The sequence below is a fragment of the Streptomyces sp. NBC_01351 genome, from assembly GCF_036237315.1.
In the GTDB taxonomy this organism is placed as follows: Bacteria; Actinomycetota; Actinomycetes; order Streptomycetales; family Streptomycetaceae; genus Streptomyces.
This window is the reverse complement of the sequence record NZ_CP108356.1, coordinates 6,886,559-6,901,692: the sequence shown is the minus strand read 5'-3', so window position 1 is coordinate 6,901,692 and position 15,134 is coordinate 6,886,559. Positions and strand designations below refer to the sequence as shown.

At 70.4% G+C, this 15,134-nt stretch carries 20 protein-coding genes; 6 read left to right on the top strand and 14 right to left on the bottom strand.

Features of this window, described 5'->3' with window-relative positions; all coding sequences use genetic code 11:
• Positions 1–6: 6 nt before the first annotated feature.
• The 5 genes from OG625_RS31900 to OG625_RS31880 are packed head-to-tail and all read right to left on the bottom strand — an operon-like array spanning position 7 to position 3,847.
• Positions 7–384 (bottom strand): nuclear transport factor 2 family protein, encoded by a 378-nt coding sequence (locus OG625_RS31900; RefSeq protein ID WP_329387892.1) that lies wholly within the window; start codon positions 382–384, stop codon positions 7–9.
• 15 nt (positions 385–399) lie between these two features.
• Entirely contained in the window at positions 400–855 is a 456-nt protein-coding gene (locus OG625_RS31895; RefSeq protein WP_329387890.1) for a nuclear transport factor 2 family protein, read from the bottom strand.
• 23 nt (positions 856–878) lie between these two features.
• A complete protein-coding gene (locus OG625_RS31890; protein ID WP_329387888.1) occupies positions 879–1,313 on the bottom strand; it encodes a nuclear transport factor 2 family protein in 435 nt (144 codons plus the stop codon).
• Positions 1,314–1,347: 34 nt separating this feature from the next.
• Positions 1,348–3,006 (bottom strand): thiamine pyrophosphate-binding protein, encoded by a 1,659-nt coding sequence (locus tag OG625_RS31885; RefSeq protein WP_329387886.1) that lies wholly within the window; start codon positions 3,004–3,006, stop codon positions 1,348–1,350.
• A 16-nt stretch (positions 3,007–3,022) separates the two neighbouring features.
• Positions 3,023–3,847, bottom strand: coding sequence for a type 1 glutamine amidotransferase domain-containing protein (locus OG625_RS31880; protein ID WP_329387884.1), 825 nt, complete (start codon positions 3,845–3,847; stop codon positions 3,023–3,025).
• Positions 3,848–4,145: 298 nt separating this feature from the next.
• Between OG625_RS31880 and OG625_RS31875 the strand changes: the two genes are divergently transcribed.
• From OG625_RS31875 to OG625_RS31855, 5 genes are all read left to right on the top strand, one after another.
• Positions 4,146–4,418 carry a UBP-type zinc finger domain-containing protein gene (locus OG625_RS31875; protein ID WP_329387882.1) on the top strand — a complete coding sequence of 91 codons (273 nt, stop codon included), beginning with the start codon at positions 4,146–4,148 and terminating at the stop codon, positions 4,416–4,418.
• The gene (locus OG625_RS31870) at positions 4,415–6,139 is read left to right on the top strand and encodes an FAD-dependent oxidoreductase (RefSeq protein WP_443067815.1); all 1,725 of its coding nucleotides are present in this window, start codon (positions 4,415–4,417) and stop codon (positions 6,137–6,139) included. The genes OG625_RS31875 and OG625_RS31870 overlap by 4 nt, the downstream gene beginning before the upstream one ends.
• Positions 6,140–6,194: 55 nt before the next feature.
• The gene (locus OG625_RS31865) at positions 6,195–6,710 is read left to right on the top strand and encodes a hypothetical protein (RefSeq protein ID WP_329387881.1); all 516 of its coding nucleotides are present in this window, start codon (positions 6,195–6,197) and stop codon (positions 6,708–6,710) included.
• A gap of 72 nt (positions 6,711–6,782) precedes the next feature.
• A complete protein-coding gene (locus OG625_RS31860; protein WP_329387878.1) occupies positions 6,783–7,103 on the top strand; it encodes a putative quinol monooxygenase in 321 nt (106 codons plus the stop codon).
• 4 nt (positions 7,104–7,107) lie between these two features.
• Complete coding sequence (locus OG625_RS31855) at positions 7,108–7,596, top strand: group II truncated hemoglobin (RefSeq protein WP_329387877.1); 489 nt, start codon at positions 7,108–7,110, stop codon at positions 7,594–7,596.
• Positions 7,597–7,763: 167 nt separating this feature from the next.
• On the opposite strand, the gene OG625_RS31850 is transcribed toward OG625_RS31855, so the two are convergent.
• The 9 genes from OG625_RS31850 to OG625_RS31810 all read right to left on the bottom strand — a co-directional run bounded on the left by OG625_RS31850 (position 7,764) and on the right by OG625_RS31810 (position 14,590).
• Entirely contained in the window at positions 7,764–8,189 is a 426-nt protein-coding gene (locus OG625_RS31850) for a barstar family protein (protein WP_329387875.1), read from the bottom strand.
• The gene (locus OG625_RS31845) at positions 8,186–8,632 is read right to left on the bottom strand and encodes a ribonuclease domain-containing protein (RefSeq protein WP_329387873.1); all 447 of its coding nucleotides are present in this window, start codon (positions 8,630–8,632) and stop codon (positions 8,186–8,188) included. Before OG625_RS31845 ends, OG625_RS31850 begins: the two co-directional genes overlap by 4 nt.
• Positions 8,633–8,681: 49 nt before the next feature.
• Complete coding sequence (locus OG625_RS31840; RefSeq protein WP_329387870.1) at positions 8,682–8,903, bottom strand: CarD family transcriptional regulator; 222 nt, start codon at positions 8,901–8,903, stop codon at positions 8,682–8,684.
• Between the two features lie 148 nt (positions 8,904–9,051).
• A complete protein-coding gene (locus OG625_RS31835; protein WP_411106652.1) occupies positions 9,052–10,065 on the bottom strand; it encodes a sugar-binding transcriptional regulator in 1,014 nt (337 codons plus the stop codon).
• Positions 10,066–10,190: 125 nt separating this feature from the next.
• Positions 10,191–10,877: a ribulose-phosphate 3-epimerase gene (rpe, locus tag OG625_RS31830; RefSeq protein ID WP_329387866.1), complete on the bottom strand. Its 687-nt coding sequence runs from the start codon at positions 10,875–10,877 to the stop codon at positions 10,191–10,193.
• Positions 10,878–11,039: 162 nt separating this feature from the next.
• Complete coding sequence (locus OG625_RS31825) at positions 11,040–12,122, bottom strand: sensor histidine kinase (RefSeq protein WP_329387864.1); 1,083 nt, start codon at positions 12,120–12,122, stop codon at positions 11,040–11,042.
• Positions 12,115–12,798, bottom strand: coding sequence for a response regulator transcription factor (locus tag OG625_RS31820; RefSeq protein ID WP_329387862.1), 684 nt, complete (start codon positions 12,796–12,798; stop codon positions 12,115–12,117). The genes OG625_RS31825 and OG625_RS31820 overlap by 8 nt, the downstream gene beginning before the upstream one ends.
• 9 nt (positions 12,799–12,807) lie before the next feature.
• Positions 12,808–13,533: a VanZ family protein gene (locus tag OG625_RS31815; RefSeq protein WP_329387860.1), complete on the bottom strand. Its 726-nt coding sequence runs from the start codon at positions 13,531–13,533 to the stop codon at positions 12,808–12,810.
• Between the two features lie 79 nt (positions 13,534–13,612).
• The gene (locus tag OG625_RS31810) at positions 13,613–14,590 is read right to left on the bottom strand and encodes a helix-turn-helix transcriptional regulator (RefSeq protein WP_329387857.1); all 978 of its coding nucleotides are present in this window, start codon (positions 14,588–14,590) and stop codon (positions 13,613–13,615) included.
• A 143-nt stretch (positions 14,591–14,733) separates the two neighbouring features.
• Between OG625_RS31810 and OG625_RS31805 the strand changes: the two genes are divergently transcribed.
• Positions 14,734–15,129: a RidA family protein gene (locus tag OG625_RS31805; RefSeq protein ID WP_329387855.1), complete on the top strand. Its 396-nt coding sequence runs from the start codon at positions 14,734–14,736 to the stop codon at positions 15,127–15,129.
• Positions 15,130–15,134: the final 5 nt, after the last annotated feature.

The following is a 15,134-nucleotide window of genomic DNA, read 5'->3' as shown; positions in this document are numbered from 1 at the left end:
CCGCCCTCAGCCCTGGCTCAGGACCTGGAAGGGGACCGTGTCGTGATAGTTCGCCATGTAGGCGATCTTTCCGTCGACGATCCGGAAGAAGTTCATGACCTCGGCCTCGATGGCCTCGCCGGAGGCGCTGACCGCCGTCAGGTGCGAGACGGCCGCGGCCTTCTCCCCGGCGCCGTCGACGATGAAGTGCACGGGCTCGTTCCGGAAGACCCGGTACATCGTGCCCATGCCCTTCATCATCGAGCGCAGCACGTCCAGGCCCTCGATGTGCCCGGCGAGCTGCTCGTCCATGACCTGGTCGTCGGCGAACAGGTCGCACCAGCGGTCCCAGTCCCCGGCGTTGGCGTACTGGTAGTACTTCGTGAGAATCTCTCGCGGTTCCATCGCCTCGCTCATCCCCTATGCGTCCCGTCGGGTTCCGTCCGGCGCGAAGGGCGCCCAGAACTGGCTGAAGGCGGAGGCGGTGTCGCCGAAGAGCCCGTCGCGGCCCTCGACGATCCGGCCGTCCCGCCACCGCATGAAGTGGAAGACCGGGTAGTCCATCCGCTCGTACGGCGAGGTGCTCGCGCCGTCCGCGCCGCCGCGCAGGGCGACGTTGCGGCACACGTCCGCGCTGCAGTCCTCGCCGACGAGGATCGCGTCGAGGTCCATCCGGAAGCTGCCGCCCGTGAGCTTGTGCGTCTGCCCCATCAGCTCCAGGAAGGCGTCGAGGCTCTCGTACCAGCCGGCCAGCGGGTGGTTGCCCGGCACCAGCCAGCGCAGGTCCTCGGAGTAGTACTCCAGGATGCGCGCCCGGTCGCCGGAGCCGAGGGCGGCGTAGGCCTCCTGGACCCGCTCCCGCGTCACTTCGGTCATCGTCGCTTCTCCTTCGCCGGCGGTCAGAGGGAGCCGGAACCGGGCATCGGCGCCAGGTCGTTGACGGTGTACTGCTTGATCAGCGGCCCGTACGGGCCGGCCACGACCGTCCAGGTCTGGTCGGCGTCGAAGCCGAGCCACTCGCTGCGGGCGGCCGGCGGGTCCCAGATCTTGGCCTGCCAGTTGACGAGGACCCGGACGACGGCCCGGTCGCCCTCGATGACCGGCTCCACCTTGGTGACCGTGTGCACCTCGTCGAAGAACCGGTTGGTGACGGCCTCGTACCAGCGGCCGAAGCCCTGGTGGCCGAGGAAGGTGTCCTCGGGGACCTTGAACTCCAGGTCGTCGGTGATCAGCGCGAGCACCTGGTCCAGCGCCACGTGCCGGTCCAGTGCCACGTACCAGTCCTCGGCGAACCTGCGGATCGCGTCCTCGGTCAACTGCCGCTCGGCGGGCATGCGGTCTCCTCCTGTCCGGATTCGTTGTGTCAGCTCAGATCTGGATGTCGACGAGGAACGGTCCCGGGTGGGCCAGCATCCGGTTCACCGCGGCCACCGCCTCGTCCGGCTTCTCCACCCGCATCCCGCCGGCGCCGAGGGACCGGGCCAGCCCGGCGAAGTCGATCTCGGGGTGGGAGAGGTCGAAGGAGCCGGGGAAGCCGTGCTCCGGGATGTCCCGCTCCCGCCAGTACTGGGCGATGTTGTCGTCCAGCAGCCGGTACTTGCGGTTGTTGCAGACCACGAACTTGGCGTCGATGCCGTGCCGGACCGCCGTCCACAGCGCCTGGTACGTGTACATCGACCCGCCGTCCCCGGCGAAGCCGACGACGAGCCGCTCCGGCCGGGCCAGCTTCGCGCCGACCGCGCCCGGGAAGCCCACGCCGAGCGAGCCGCCCCGGGTGAGGTGGTAGTCGCCCGGGCGCTCCGCAGGGAGGTACCGGGTGACCAGCGGCGAGGTCGTCAGCGCCTCGTCGAAGACGATCAGGTCCCCGCCTGTGCGTTCGGCCAGGGTGCGCAGGAAGACGGCCATCGGCGTGCCGTCGTCCGCCGCCGCCCGCGCCCGCTCCTCGCGCGCCCGTTCCCGGGTCCGTACGTCGAGCCGGGCGGCTGCGGCGGCCCGCTCCTGCGGGGTCAGTCGCCGCTCCAGTACGCCGGCCAGCGCGCGCAGCGCCTGCCGGGGGTCGGCGGCCAGGCCCAGGTCCACGGGGTGGTTCTTGGCGATCTCGTAGGCGTTGAGGTCGATGTGGACGATCCTCGCGCCCTCCCGGAAGGGGCTCTCCAGCTCGGGGAACACCTCCGGGAAGACGTAGGTGCCGACGATGAGGACCCCGTCGGCGTCCCCGATCAGCTCCTTGCTGTGCGGGCCGAACATGTGGCCCGTCTGGCCGCGCCGCAGCGGGTGCGAGGCCGCGATGTTGACCTCGGAGGAGTCGACCTCGTACACGTCGGCGCCCAGCAGCTCGGCGACGGCGGCGAGTTCGCGCTGCGCCCCGGAGAGCGAGACCCCGTCCCCGACCAGGAGGACCGGGCGCTCGGCGGAGGCGAGCAGCTCGGCCGCCCGCCCCACCGAGGCCGGCGAGGGTGCCACGTCCGTGAGCGGCACCGTGGCGGGCAGCACGGGCTCGGAGTTGAGCTCGTCCAGCACGTCCATCGGCAGCGCCACGAACACGGGCCCGCGGGGCGGGGTGAGCGCGATCTTCACGGCCCGCCGGATGGTCCGCAGTACGGACCGCGGGTCGGTGACCCGGGTCGCGTACTTGGTCACCGGCTTCGCCATGGCCACCAGGTCGGAGGCCATCTGCGCGTCCATGGCGTCGTAGCGCACCCCGGCGTCGCCGGCGACCACGACGAGCGGGGTGTGGCCGCGCAGCGACTGGTAGAGCATGCCGATGCCGTTGCCCAGCCCGACCCCGGAATGCAGTTGGAGCAGGGCCGCGCCGCCGGTCGCCCGGGCGTACCCGTCGGCGATGCCGGCGGCCACGGTCTCCTGGAGGGCGAGGATGTAGGTGAAGTCCTCGGCCGCGTCCACCGCGTCGAGGAATCCTTGTTCCACCGTCCCCGGATTTCCGAACATCACATTCAGGCCGTCGGCCTTGAACTGCTCGATCAGCCTTTCCCGGCCCGGACTTGCCGGAGTGGCTTCGGCATTCATCGAACTCCCCCTGAAATTACCAGCCGTACCGGATGAGACCGTCCTCCAGGACTTCCACGATCTTCTGCCCCGTGAGGTACGAATCGGGGGTCGAGCGGCCGGTGACGAACGGGAAGTCGACGATCACCGATACCGGCTTTCCGAAATTGCCGTGGTACGCGCCGCGCGGGCCTGTCGCATCGCGCAGGATGTACTCCAGCGGATACGGGGGCGGTCCCATGTTGAAGTCGGTACCGAGGAATCCGGTGCCGTCCTTGTAGTCGTACTCCTTGCAGTGGCCGGTCACGTGCTTGCCCCGGATGATGCTCTTGCGGTCGCTCCAGTCCCGGGCGAAGGCCAGGCAGGCGACCCCGTAGCACTCGGCGGCGACGACCTTGCCGGCCTTCTCGAAGGCCAGGATCAGGGCGTGCACGCGCTCGTTGTTGGCGAGGTCGGCGATGGGGCCGCTGCCGCCGACGATGAGGATCGCGTCGTAGCCGGCGATGTCGGCGTCGAGCTTGTCCAGATCGCGGTGGTACTGCTCCAGCTTCCGCAGGTAGCCCTCGTCGCTCGTGTACGGGCGCTCGGGGACCCACGCCTCGATGTCGAGCGGGGAGTCCAGCCGGCTGGACTGCTCGAACTCCCGGCCCAGCCGGGCGTTCTGCTCGGTGGTGACCGAGCGTCCCAGCGGGGGGTCGATGTAGTTCGCGTCGAGGCTCGGCGGAAGAGCGTGCGCACGCTTTCCGGTCGGCGTGGCGAATATGACCTCGTAGCCCCGCTCGTCGAACTTCGATACGGGGCCTATCAGTTCTTCGGCCCAGTAACCGTGTTCGGAGACAATGACCAGAATCTTTCTGCTCACGTATTCCTCCAGGCGCCGCCTGTTGTCGTTGGCGTCCCCCACACTGGCCGCGCCATGGGCATGCGTCAAAGCGTCGGCGTGCGACTTGGTGAGGTAGCGGCCCAGGTCATGGCGGCACTTCAGGAAGTCGCTCGCGGACGTCATGAAGTAGCTTCAGGACTACCTGACTTCGGCCGAATCGCTGAACCATTACGAGGGCCGCGCCCTATGGTCTGGACGCGCCGCCAATGACGGATGCACGGGATGCGCGGGACACGCGGGACACGGGCGCGAGGACGCGACGAGAGGGACGGGGACGATGACGATGGACCTGTTGTGCACACACATCGATCGGATACGTCCGGTGAAACCGGGTACGGAGGGCTGCGAGGAGTGCCTCGTGTCCGGTGACGGCTGGGTGCACTTGCGGATGTGCCTGAGCTGCGGGCACGTCGGGTGCTGCGACTCCTCGAAGAACCGTCACGCCACCCGCCACTACCGGACCACCGAGCACCCCATCGCCGCCTCGCACGAGCCCGGCGAGGAATGGGCCTGGTGCTACGCCGACAAGCTGATGCTGGACCCGGCGTGAGCGCGGCCCCGGAGAGCGCCGCCGCCGTCACCGCCGACGCCGCCGCGGCCGAGCGCGTGGAGAACAAGAAGCCGGTCATCCTGGCCGTGGACGACGACCCGCAGGTGCTGCGCGCCGTCCGCCGCGACCTGCGCAGCGCCTACGGAGACCGCTACCGGGTGCTCGGCGCCTCCTCGGCCGCCGACGCCCTGAAGATCCTGGACTCGCTGGACGAGCGCGGCCACGACCCGGCCCTGTTCCTCGTCGACCAGCGGATGCCCGACGTCACCGGGGTGGAGTTCCTCCTGGAAGCCGTCAGCCGCTTCCCCGACGCCCGCCGCGTGCTGCTGACCGCCTACGCGGAGACCGACGCGGCGATCACCGCCATCAACCGGGTCCGGCTGGACTACTACCTGCTCAAGCCGTGGGACCCGCCGCACGAGCGGCTCTTCCCCGTCCTGGACGACCTGCTGTCGGACTGGCTCGCCACCTACCGCCCGGCGTACGACGGGATCATCGTCGCCGGCCACCTCGTCGCCCCCGGCACCCACGCCGTGCGGGACTTCTTCACCCGCAACGGCCAGCCGTTCCGCTTCCTCAACGTCGAACGGGACCCCGAGGCGCTCACCCTGATCGCCGCCCAGCCCGGCGGGGCGCTCCCCCTCGTCCGCTTCCCGGACGGGTCGGTGCTCTCCGCCCCCACCGACACCGAGCTCGCCCAGCGCCTGGGCCTGGCCACCACCGCCTCCCGGCCGCACTACGAGTGCGTCATCGTCGGCGCGGGGCCCGCGGGCCTGGCCGCCGGGGTCTACTCGGCCTCGGAAGGCCTCTCGACCCTCATGCTGGACTCCCGCGCCCCGGGCGGCCAGGCCGGCACCTCCAGCCTGATCGAGAACTACCTCGGCTTCCCCTCGGGCCTCTCCGGCAGCGACCTGACCCGCCGGGCCACGATCCAGGCCTCCCGGTTCGGCGCCGAGATCCTGCACCCGGTGGAGGTGGTCTCGCTGACCCGCGACGACCCGGCGAAGATCCTCACCCTGGCCGACGGTACGGAGATCAGCGCGGAGACGGTGCTGCTCGCGACCGGGGTCTCGTACAACCGCCTGCAGGCGCCGGGCGCGGACCGCTTCGAGGGCGCCGGGCTCTACTACGGCGCGGCCACCACCGAGAGCTCGGCGTGCATCTCGCAGCACGTGTTCATCGTGGGCGGGGCCAACTCGGCCGGCCAGGCGGCGGTGCACTTCGCCAAGTACGCGGCCCGCGTGACCATCCTCGTCCGCGCGTCCTCACTCGACGCGAGCATGTCCCGCTACCTCATCGACGAGATCGAGCGCACACCGAACATCGAGGTGAGGGTCCACACCACGGTGGTCCGGCTCGACGGCGAGGAGCACCTGGAACGCATCACCCTCCACGACTCCGGGACGGGCGCCGACAAGGAGATCCCGGCCCGCTTCATGTTCACCTTCATCGGCGCCCGCCCGCACACCGAGTGGCTGTCGGGCGTCGTCGAGCGGGACGAGTACGGCTTCGTCCTCACGGGCTCCGACCTGATCGCGAACGGCGGCGAACTCCCGGCCGAATGGAGTCTGGAACGCGCCCCCTACCCCCTCGAAACGAGCGTCCCCGGCGTCTTCGCGGCGGGCGACGTCCGCGCCCACTCGGTGAAACGCGTCGCCTCGGGCGTGGGCGAGGGCGCGATGGCGGTCTCCCTCATCCACCGCTACCGCTCGATGGGCTGAGAGCGAACGGCAAAAGCCTTGCGATCAAGCAGGCAGCCGACGCAACGTTGATTACATGATTACAGCCGAACAGAGCGAACAGCTCCGCGCGTGGTTCGCCGAGCGCCTGCCGGTGGACGTGTACGAGTCCCTCGTGTCGGTCACGGTCGACCGCGAGGAGATCACGGTCGTCGGCACCGTCCCGGCGACCGAGTCGGTCAAGGAGTTCCGCGAGCGCACCCGCGAGCAGCGCATCGAGGTGGCGCGCGAGGCCGAGGAGCTCTACCGCCGCAAGGTGGCCTGGGGCGTGCGGTCGGGCGAGGAGACGGCCCTCTTCACGCACCTGGCCGTCCCCGTCATGACCCGGCTGCGCCAGTCCGAGCGCCAGGTCCTGGACACCCTGGTCGCGGGCGGCGTGGCCCGCAGCCGGGCCGACGCGCTGGCCTGGTGCGTCCGCCTGGTGGGGCGCAACACCGACGAGTGGCTCTCCGACCTGCGCGAATCCCTGGACAAGGTCCAGCGGGTCCGCGCCCAGGGCCCGGACGTCACCGAGGCCGGCGGCACGGACTCCAGGAAGTCCGACTCCGAATGACGAAATCACCCCACAACCGCCCATGATCGCGTAAGGCTGGCCGGGACCAACATCGAGGGAGAGGCACGGACCATGACCACGACCGTCGAATACATCCGCTACCGGATCGCATTGGACGACCAGCAAGCCTTCGAGACCTCGTACGCACGGGCGGCCGAAGCCCTGTCCGCCTCGCCCGAGTGCATCGACTACGAACTGGCCCGCTGCGAGGAGGAGAAGGAGCGCTACATCCTCCGCATCCGCTGGACCTCGGTCGACGCCCACCTCAACGGCTTCCGCAAGGGCGAGCACTTCCCGGCCTTCTTCAGCGCGATCCGGCCGTACGTGACGGCGATCGAGGAAATGCAGCACTACACGGTGACCGAGGTCGCGGGCACCGGAAAGGCCGCCTGAGCCGATGAGCAGCAGCACACCCTCTACACCCACCATCTACGAGTGGATGGGCGGAGCGGAGGCGATGAACCGCCTCACGGACGCCTTCTACGCCCACGCCCTGCGGGACGAGATCCTGGCCCCGGTCTTCGCGGGCATGGACTCGGAGCACCCGCAGCACGTCGCGGTCTGGCTGTCGGAGGTCTTCGGTGGCCCGTCGGAGTACACCGACCACCACGGCGGCCACCAGCACATGGCCACCAAGCACCTGGGCCGCGCGATCACCGAGAAGCAGCGCCGCCGCTGGGTGGACCTGCTGATGGACACGGCCGACGAGGTCGGCCTCCCGACGGACCCGGAGTTCCGCGGGGTGTTCGCGTACTACATCGAGTGGGGCACCCGCATGGCCCTGATCTACTCGGGCCCCAACCCGCCCCCGGTGGACGCGGCCAAGATCCCGGTCTGGTCCTGGGGCCAGACCCCACCGTGGATCCCGAAGACGACAACGGACTGACCATCGCGCTCCGCCCCCGCTCCACCGGGGGCGGAGCCGCTTCGGCTTCGCAACCCTCCAAACCGGGCCGGCACCACCCCGCCGCCGCAGCCGCACAATCCACCCCGCCCGGCAAATTCCAGCCTCGCCGGGCAAATTCCAGCCCCGCCGGCGTTTGAGGCGACCCTTCAGCCCCGCCGGCGCTTGAGGCGCGGGGTCCGGGGCGGAGCCCCGGCAACCGGGCCCGGCCCGGACTCGGCGAGCAGCACCACGAACGCCGCCGCATCCTCCTCGGCCCGCCAGAAGTCGACGGCCTCCTCGAGGATCTCCTGGAACGTCTCCCAGTCCGCCGGCCGCGCAGCGGCAAACTCACGCCACGAGGTCACGCAGACCAACCGTCCCGCGACCACCGGCAACCACGACAGGTCCCGCAGGCAATCCGCCAGCGCGTCCCAGTTCCCCCCGAACCACTCCGGCAACCGCAGCGCGTCGGCCACCCGCCGCATCAGCTCCGCCTTGGTCCGTACACCGTCCAAGTCCATCCGCACGGCCGTCCAGCCGGAGGCCTCGGCGGCCGCGAGGGCGGGGGCGAGCGGCTGCGGGTCCAGACTCATCGGAGAACCGCCTTGAAGGTGTCGTAGTGGTCGTCCGTGTAGTAGAACTCCCCACCCTCACCGGTCACGATCCGCCGCGCACCCCGGTCCCGCTCCCCCGGCGTCTTCACCGTGAATTCGTGGTAATAACCACGCTTCTGCTTCGGCAGGACCTTCTCGAAGTTCCCGAAGACCGTGCCGTCCTGCCGGTACGGGTACGGCCCGCCCTTGTCGATCAGCGCGAGCACGTCCCGGGCCTGCCGCGGAAGCGCGTCGGCCCGTACGGTGGCCATCCCCTCGGCCCAGGCGGGCGCGGGAGCGGCACCGGTACTGCTCCTACCACTGGCGGCGGTGGGCGCGGGTTCCTGCCCGCCACAGCCCACCGCACCGCCGATCACCGCGGCGCAGAGGAACAAGGCCCCCAGCACGCGCAGCAACGATCGGGGCACGCTCCTGAAGATCATGCACCGATCGTGCCAAATATCCGATTCGCTCGCGAATCGCCTGATGCCCTCAGAGGGCGGACATCTTGGTGTAGGGACTCAGAACGCGCTTCTGGACCGAACCGAAGTCAACGAGAACAGCGATCCCCTCCTCGATTCCGACGACACGGCCGAGGCCGTGCTCATCGTGAGAGACCCGGTCGCCGACGGAGAACTGCCGGATCGGCTGCTCCACGGGGGCCTTGAACGGGCTGGACGGCAAATGGCGGCGAGGTACTGCTGACTTAGTCATCGGAACCAGTATGCGCCCAGTAAGCGGCCCTGCGGTCCGCCGTTCGGATCTCAATTACGGCACCATCCGCACCACGGCCCGCACCGACCGCCCTCAGCGGCCCCCTACGGGCCCCTACAGGCCCTGGTCGGCCGCGGCCGGCCCCGATTCAGTCGTCCGGGTCGGCCCGCTCCAGCGCCGGCCGCAGCCCGGGCGCCGACTCGGTCAGCAGGTAATCGGCGACGGCCGTGTCCGTGACGAGGCTGGTCACCAGCCCCGAGCGCAGTACCGCCCCGATCGCGGAGGCCTTGCGCAGCCCGCCCGCGATCGCCACGACCTCGGGGATCCGGCGCAGCCGGTCCGCCTCGACGGTGATGCACCGCTCACCGAGGTCCCGGCCGACCCGCCGCCCCTCGGAGTCGAAGAGGTGCGCCGACATCTCGGCCGCGACGCCGAGCGAGGCGTAGTGGGCCCGCTCCTCGTCCGTGAGCATGTCGTGGACGGTCGAGATGCCGGGCTCCCAGGAGCCGATGGAGACGGCCGCGACGGTCACCTTGTCGAAGTACTCGAAGGCGCGCGCGATCCCCGTCTGGCTCCGCAGCGCCGCCGCGGTCGCCGGATCGGGCAGCAGCATCGGCGCGTAGATCGGGTGCGCGTCCCCGCCGGAGACCTGCGCGGCCCGCCGTACGGCCTCCACGGAGCCCCGCTCGGCGGTCCCCGCGTCGTACACGCCGGTCAGCTGCACCACGGTGCACGGGGGCAGCCGGTGCAGGGAGGCGGCCATGTGGATGGTCGAGCGTCCCCAGGCCAGGCCGAGGACGTCGCCCTCGTTGACGAGCTCGCCGAGCAGGTCGGCGGCGACCGCACCGAGGTTCTCCGGGTCGGGCGCGTCCTCGGTGGCGTCGGCCGGGGACTCCACCACCACCGCGTGCCGCAGCCCGTACCGGGCCCGGAGCGCGTCGGAGCGCTCCGCGTCCAGTTCGGCGGGCACCCGGATCTCGATGCGTACGAGATCGCGTTCGAGGGCGGTCTCCAGGACCCGGGCCACCTTGAAGCGGCTCACGCCGAACTCCTCGGCGATCTGGATCTTGGACTTCCCCTCCAGGTAGAAGCGGCGCGCCATGGCCGCAGCCTGCACCAGCTCCGCGGGTCCCATCCGCAGGGCTGACCGTCCCGCCGACATTGCAGACACCGCGTTCTCCTCACTGCTGTTCACACTCTCGACTCGCCGTTCATCCTGTCAGATCCGACGGCCGTTGATCAGCCTGGACAGCTCCCGTTCACCGAGCCGTCCACCAACCCTTCTCATCAGTGGTCGCAAGCCCACGGCGCCGCCGCGATGGCCGCGCCCGCCTGCTCACGAAGCGTACGCACGGCGGCGGCCGGGTCGACGGCTCCGTAGACGGCGCTGCCCGCGACGAAGACGTCCGCGCCCGCCTCGGCGCAGCGCTCGATGGTGGAGGCCGAGACCCCGCCGTCGACCTGGAGCCACAGCTCCAGGCCGTGCTTGGAGATCAGCTCGCGGGTGCGGCGGATCTTGGGGAGCATGATGTCCAGAAAGGGCTGGCCGCCAAAGCCCGGCTCGACCGTCATGATCAGCAGCATGTCGAGCTCGGGGAGGATGTCCTCGTACTGCTCGATCGGCGTCGCCGGCTTCAGCGCCATGGACGCGCGCGCCCCCTTGGCCCGGATCTCCCGCGCGAGCCGTACGGGCGCGGCCGCGGCCTCGGCGTGGAAGGTCACCGAACCCGCGCCGGCCTCCACGTACTGCGGGGCCCAGCGGTCCGGGTTCTCGATCATCAGGTGCAGGTCGAGCGGGGTGTCAGTGGCCCGGCTCAGGGATTCCACGACCGGTACGCCGAGGGTGAGGTTCGGGACGAAGTGGTTGTCCATGACGTCGACGTGCAGCCAGTCGGCCCCCTCGACGGCCTTCGCCTCCTCGGCGAGGCGGGCGAAGTCGGCGGACAGGATGCTGGGAAAAATCTGAGCGGCCATGCCCCAAGCGTGCCATGCCACTACGCGGTTCCGGCCACGACCCCGGAAGTCCGCCGTCTCGCAGCGCTGCTTAAATGATCATGGAGAACATTTCACTTGTCCTTCGCCTTCGGCATGGGCACCGTGACGCCCATGACACCCCTGTCAGCGCAGCGGGCCCGTTCACGGCCGCGGAGGAAGCCGGACGGTGACGAGGAGACCTCCGGCGGGCCGGGGGACGAGGTCGAGGGTCCCCTCATGGGCGCGGACGATGCTCTGCACGATGGCGAGGCCGAGGCCGACACCGGCGTGCTCGTCGGTGCGTACGCGTTCCGTTCCGCGCCGGAAGGGTTCGGTGAGGGTCGGTACCAGTTCCGGTGGGAGCCGACGGCCCGTGTTCTCGACCCGCAGCACGCTCGTCCCGTCGCCGTGCGCCTCGGTGTGGACCGTCACGGTGCCGCCTGCGGGGAGGTTGTGGACGATGGCGTTCTGGACGAGGTTCGTCACCATCCGCTGCAAGAGCTCCGCCGAGCCGCCGGTCCGGGCCGCGTCGCCGGTGACGTCGAGCGTGATCCGGCGCTGTTCGGCGAGGGGCAGCAGCGTTTCGGCGGCCTCTTCGACGACGAGGGAGAGGTCGACGTTCTCGCGCGTGAAGTTCCCGCGGTCGCCGCGGCTGAGCAGCAGGAGGGCCTCGGTGAGGTCGATCGCCCGCGTATTGACCGCGTGCAGGCGTTCGATGACCTCGCCCCGGTCCCGTGTGGGGTCCTTTCGGGCGACGTCGAGGAGCGTCCGCGAGATCGCCAGCGGGGTGCGCAGTTCGTGGGAGGCGTTCGCGGCGAACCTCTGCTGCTCGGCGACGTGCGACTCCAGTTCTTCGAGCATGGTGTCGAACACGTCGGCGAGTTCACGGAATTCGTCCCGGCGGCCTTCCATGCGGACCCGGTGGGACAGCGACCCGTTCCCGGCCATCCGTGCCGCGGCCGTGATCCGTGTGAGCGGTGCGAGCATCCGGCCGGCGAGGATCCATCCCCCGACGAGGCCGAACACGAGCAGGAAGGCCATCGCCACGGCCGCGGCGGGGGCGAAGGTGCGCACGAGGAGGTAGCGGTTGGGCGAGATCCCGAGAAGGCCCTGGGGGTTGTCGGGTACGTAGCGCAGCAGGAACACCCACACCACGGCCAGCAGGAGGGCGCCGGCGACGGCGAGGAACCCGGCGTAGCTGAGGGTGAGTCTCAGTCGGGCGCTGAGCCCCGGGCGTCTAGACATCCGTACGGCCGGGGCCGGTGGTGTCGATCCGGTAGCCGACGCCGGGCACCGTGGCGATGATCCACGGTTCGCCGAGCCGTTTGCGCAGGGCGGAGACGGTGATGCGCACGGCGTTGGTGAAGGGGTCGGTGTTCTCGTCCCAGGCCCGTTCCAGCAGCTCTTCGGCCCTGACGACCCCGCCTTCGGCGGCGACGAGGACTTCGAGCACGGCGAATTGCTTGCGGGTGAGGGCGACGTAACGTCCGTCGCGGAAGACCTCCCGGCGGAAGGGGTCGAGCCGCAGGCCCGCGATCTCGCGGACCGGGGGCCGGGCGTACGCGCGTCTGCGGTCGAGCGCCCTCAGCCGCAGGACGAGCTCCCGCAGCTCGAACGGTTTGGTGAGGTAGTCGTCGGCGCCGAGTCCGAAGCCGGAAGCCTTGTCGTCGATCCGGTCGGCAGCGGTGAGCATGAGGATCGGGATGCCGCTGCCGGAGGCGACGATGCGCCGGGCGACCTCGTCGCCGGAGGGGCCGGGGATGTCGCGGTCGAGGACCGCGAGGTCGTAGGAGTGGACGCCGAGCAGTTCCAGGGCGGTGTCGCCGTCCCCGGCGATGTCGGCGGCGATCGCCTCCAGCCGCAGACCGTCACGGACGGCTTCGGCCAGGTAGGGCTCGTCCTCCACGATCAGTACGCGCATGTCCGAACCCTAAGCCGGTGCCGTCACGGGGCGAGGCCGGTCCGACGGCTCTTCCGGCGCTTCCGGCGCTTCCACCGAAGTGCGCCACCAGCGGCGCGACGCCAGCGCCGCCAGGGCGGCGCCGGCGGCGTTGACCAGTACGTCGTCCACGGAGGACACCCGGTCCAGCCGCAGGACGTACTGAGCGGTCTCGACCAGGACCGAGCAGCCCGCCCCGAACGCCAGGATCCGCGGTACGGACGCCAGCGCCGCGAACCGCATCGGGGCGAAGAACCCCAGCGCCGCGAAGACCAGCAGGTTGCCGACGATCCCGACCGGCCCCATCGTGAGCAGGTCCCGGACCGGTACCAGGCTCACCCGGCCGGGGACGATCCCGGCCGCAGCGCCGGGCATCATGGTCATCCAGAGGAACGGCACCGTCCCGTGGACCATGCCCACCTCGGCCAGCGACATCCGCCACGCCGATGTGCCGCTGGCGCCGGCGGCACGCCGACGGCGTGCCAGGGCCCACACCACCAGCACGGCCAACGGCAGCGCGACCAAGGTCATGAACACGACACCGTTGAACGTACCGAAGCAGCCGTGCCACCGCCCGGCCAGGCACATCGGAGCGGACATCATGAGCGGCCGCCGCACGACGAACAAGGCGCTCCCCAAGCCGAGGAGCGCCAGGCCGAGGAGCACGATCCTGCGCGTGCGGCGGGACGGTGCCGACAGGGATGCACTGTGGTTCATGCCCCCATTGGAGACGGTGGGCGGTTGCGGTGGCGTATGCGATTTTCGATACGCCCGCGATACACGGAGTCCCCGGCATCTACGCGGAGTCTCCGTAGCGGGCGGCGATCGCGGCGGCGCGGTTGTGCAGGGAGGTGCGCAGCGACTGCGGGGCCAGGGCTTCCGCGTCCATGCCGAGCTGCCACAGCGCCCATTCGGCGTGTCGTGAATCCTGGAAGGTCACCTCCAGCCGCAGCCGGCCGTCCGCCTCGGGTTCTTCCGCGCGGACGGCCAGCGTGGTGTCCAGCAGCTCCTCCCGCCGCGCCGGGTTGACCCGTACCAGCACGGTGATGTGGTCGCCGCCGGAGAGGAACCGCGCGGATCGTTCCCGCCAGATCCGGTCCAGATCGACCCGGTTCGGTCGCTGCGCCGCTTCGGGGAGTTCCTCGGCGGCCAGCACCCGCGACAGCCGGTAGGTGCGGTCCTCGCCGGATCTCGTCGCCAGCAAGTACCCCCGGTCGCGCACGGTGACCAGGCCGATGGGGTCCACCGTGCGCCACTCCGGCTCCTGGCCCGTGGCCGCGTAGTGGATGCGCAGCTTGTGTCCGGCGAGCACCGCCCGCCGGACCTCGATCATCGCGCTGGTGTCGGGTACCTCCTCGGTGACCAGCCGGCGTGAGAGCAGGTCGGTCTCCGGGTCGACGAGAAATCTCTGGGCCGCGTCGCTCGCGGTGGCCCGGTGGCCTTCGGGCAGCGCGTCGACCACCTTGCGCATGGCCGAGGCGAGCGCCGAGCCGAGGCCGAAGACCAGTTCGCCGCGCCCCGATCCGGCGGTCAGCAGGGCAAGGGCCTCGTCGTGGTTCAGACCGGTGAGCTCGGTCCGGAAGCCGGGCGCCAGCGCGAAACCGCCGTGCCGGCCGCGTTCGGCGTAGACGGGCACGCCGGCCGCGGACAGCGCCTCGATGTCGCGCAGCACGGTGCGGGTGGACACCTCCAGCTCGCGAGCCAGCGTGTCCGCGGTCAGCCGGCCCCTCTGACGCAGCAGCAGTACCAGCGAAACCAACCGGTCGGCGCGCATGCGGAAACTTTATCGGAATACATGACTGAGGATGTCGTGATTCGCTGCGAGGCTCTTCAACACGACGCCGAAGCCAGCGGCTACCGAGCCGACGAGCGAGCGGCGTACGTACTCCCGACGAAGCAAATGGAGCTGACGTGGCAATGGAACGAACGGCTGTCAACCCGGTGACCTGGTCCGCGGAGTTGGGGTTCAACCAGGGTGAGGTCGTCTCCGGGCACACCCGGACCCTGTACATCTCCGGCCAGACGGCGATGAGCGCCGAGGGCAAGCCCGAACACGACGGCGACATGGCCGCGCAGTTGGCGCTGAGCATCGACAACCTGGAGGCCGTGCTCGCCGAGGCCGGCATGTCCCTCGCGAACCTCGTCCGGCTGGGCGTCTACGCGACCGACGTCGATCTGCTCTTCCAGCACTACGGCGTGCTGGCCGGGCGGCTGGGCGCCGCCGGCGTGGCGCCGACCACCACGATGCTCGGGGTGACGCGGCTGGCGATCCCCGGCCAGCTGGTCGAACTCGACGGGATCGCCGTCGCCTGATGCGA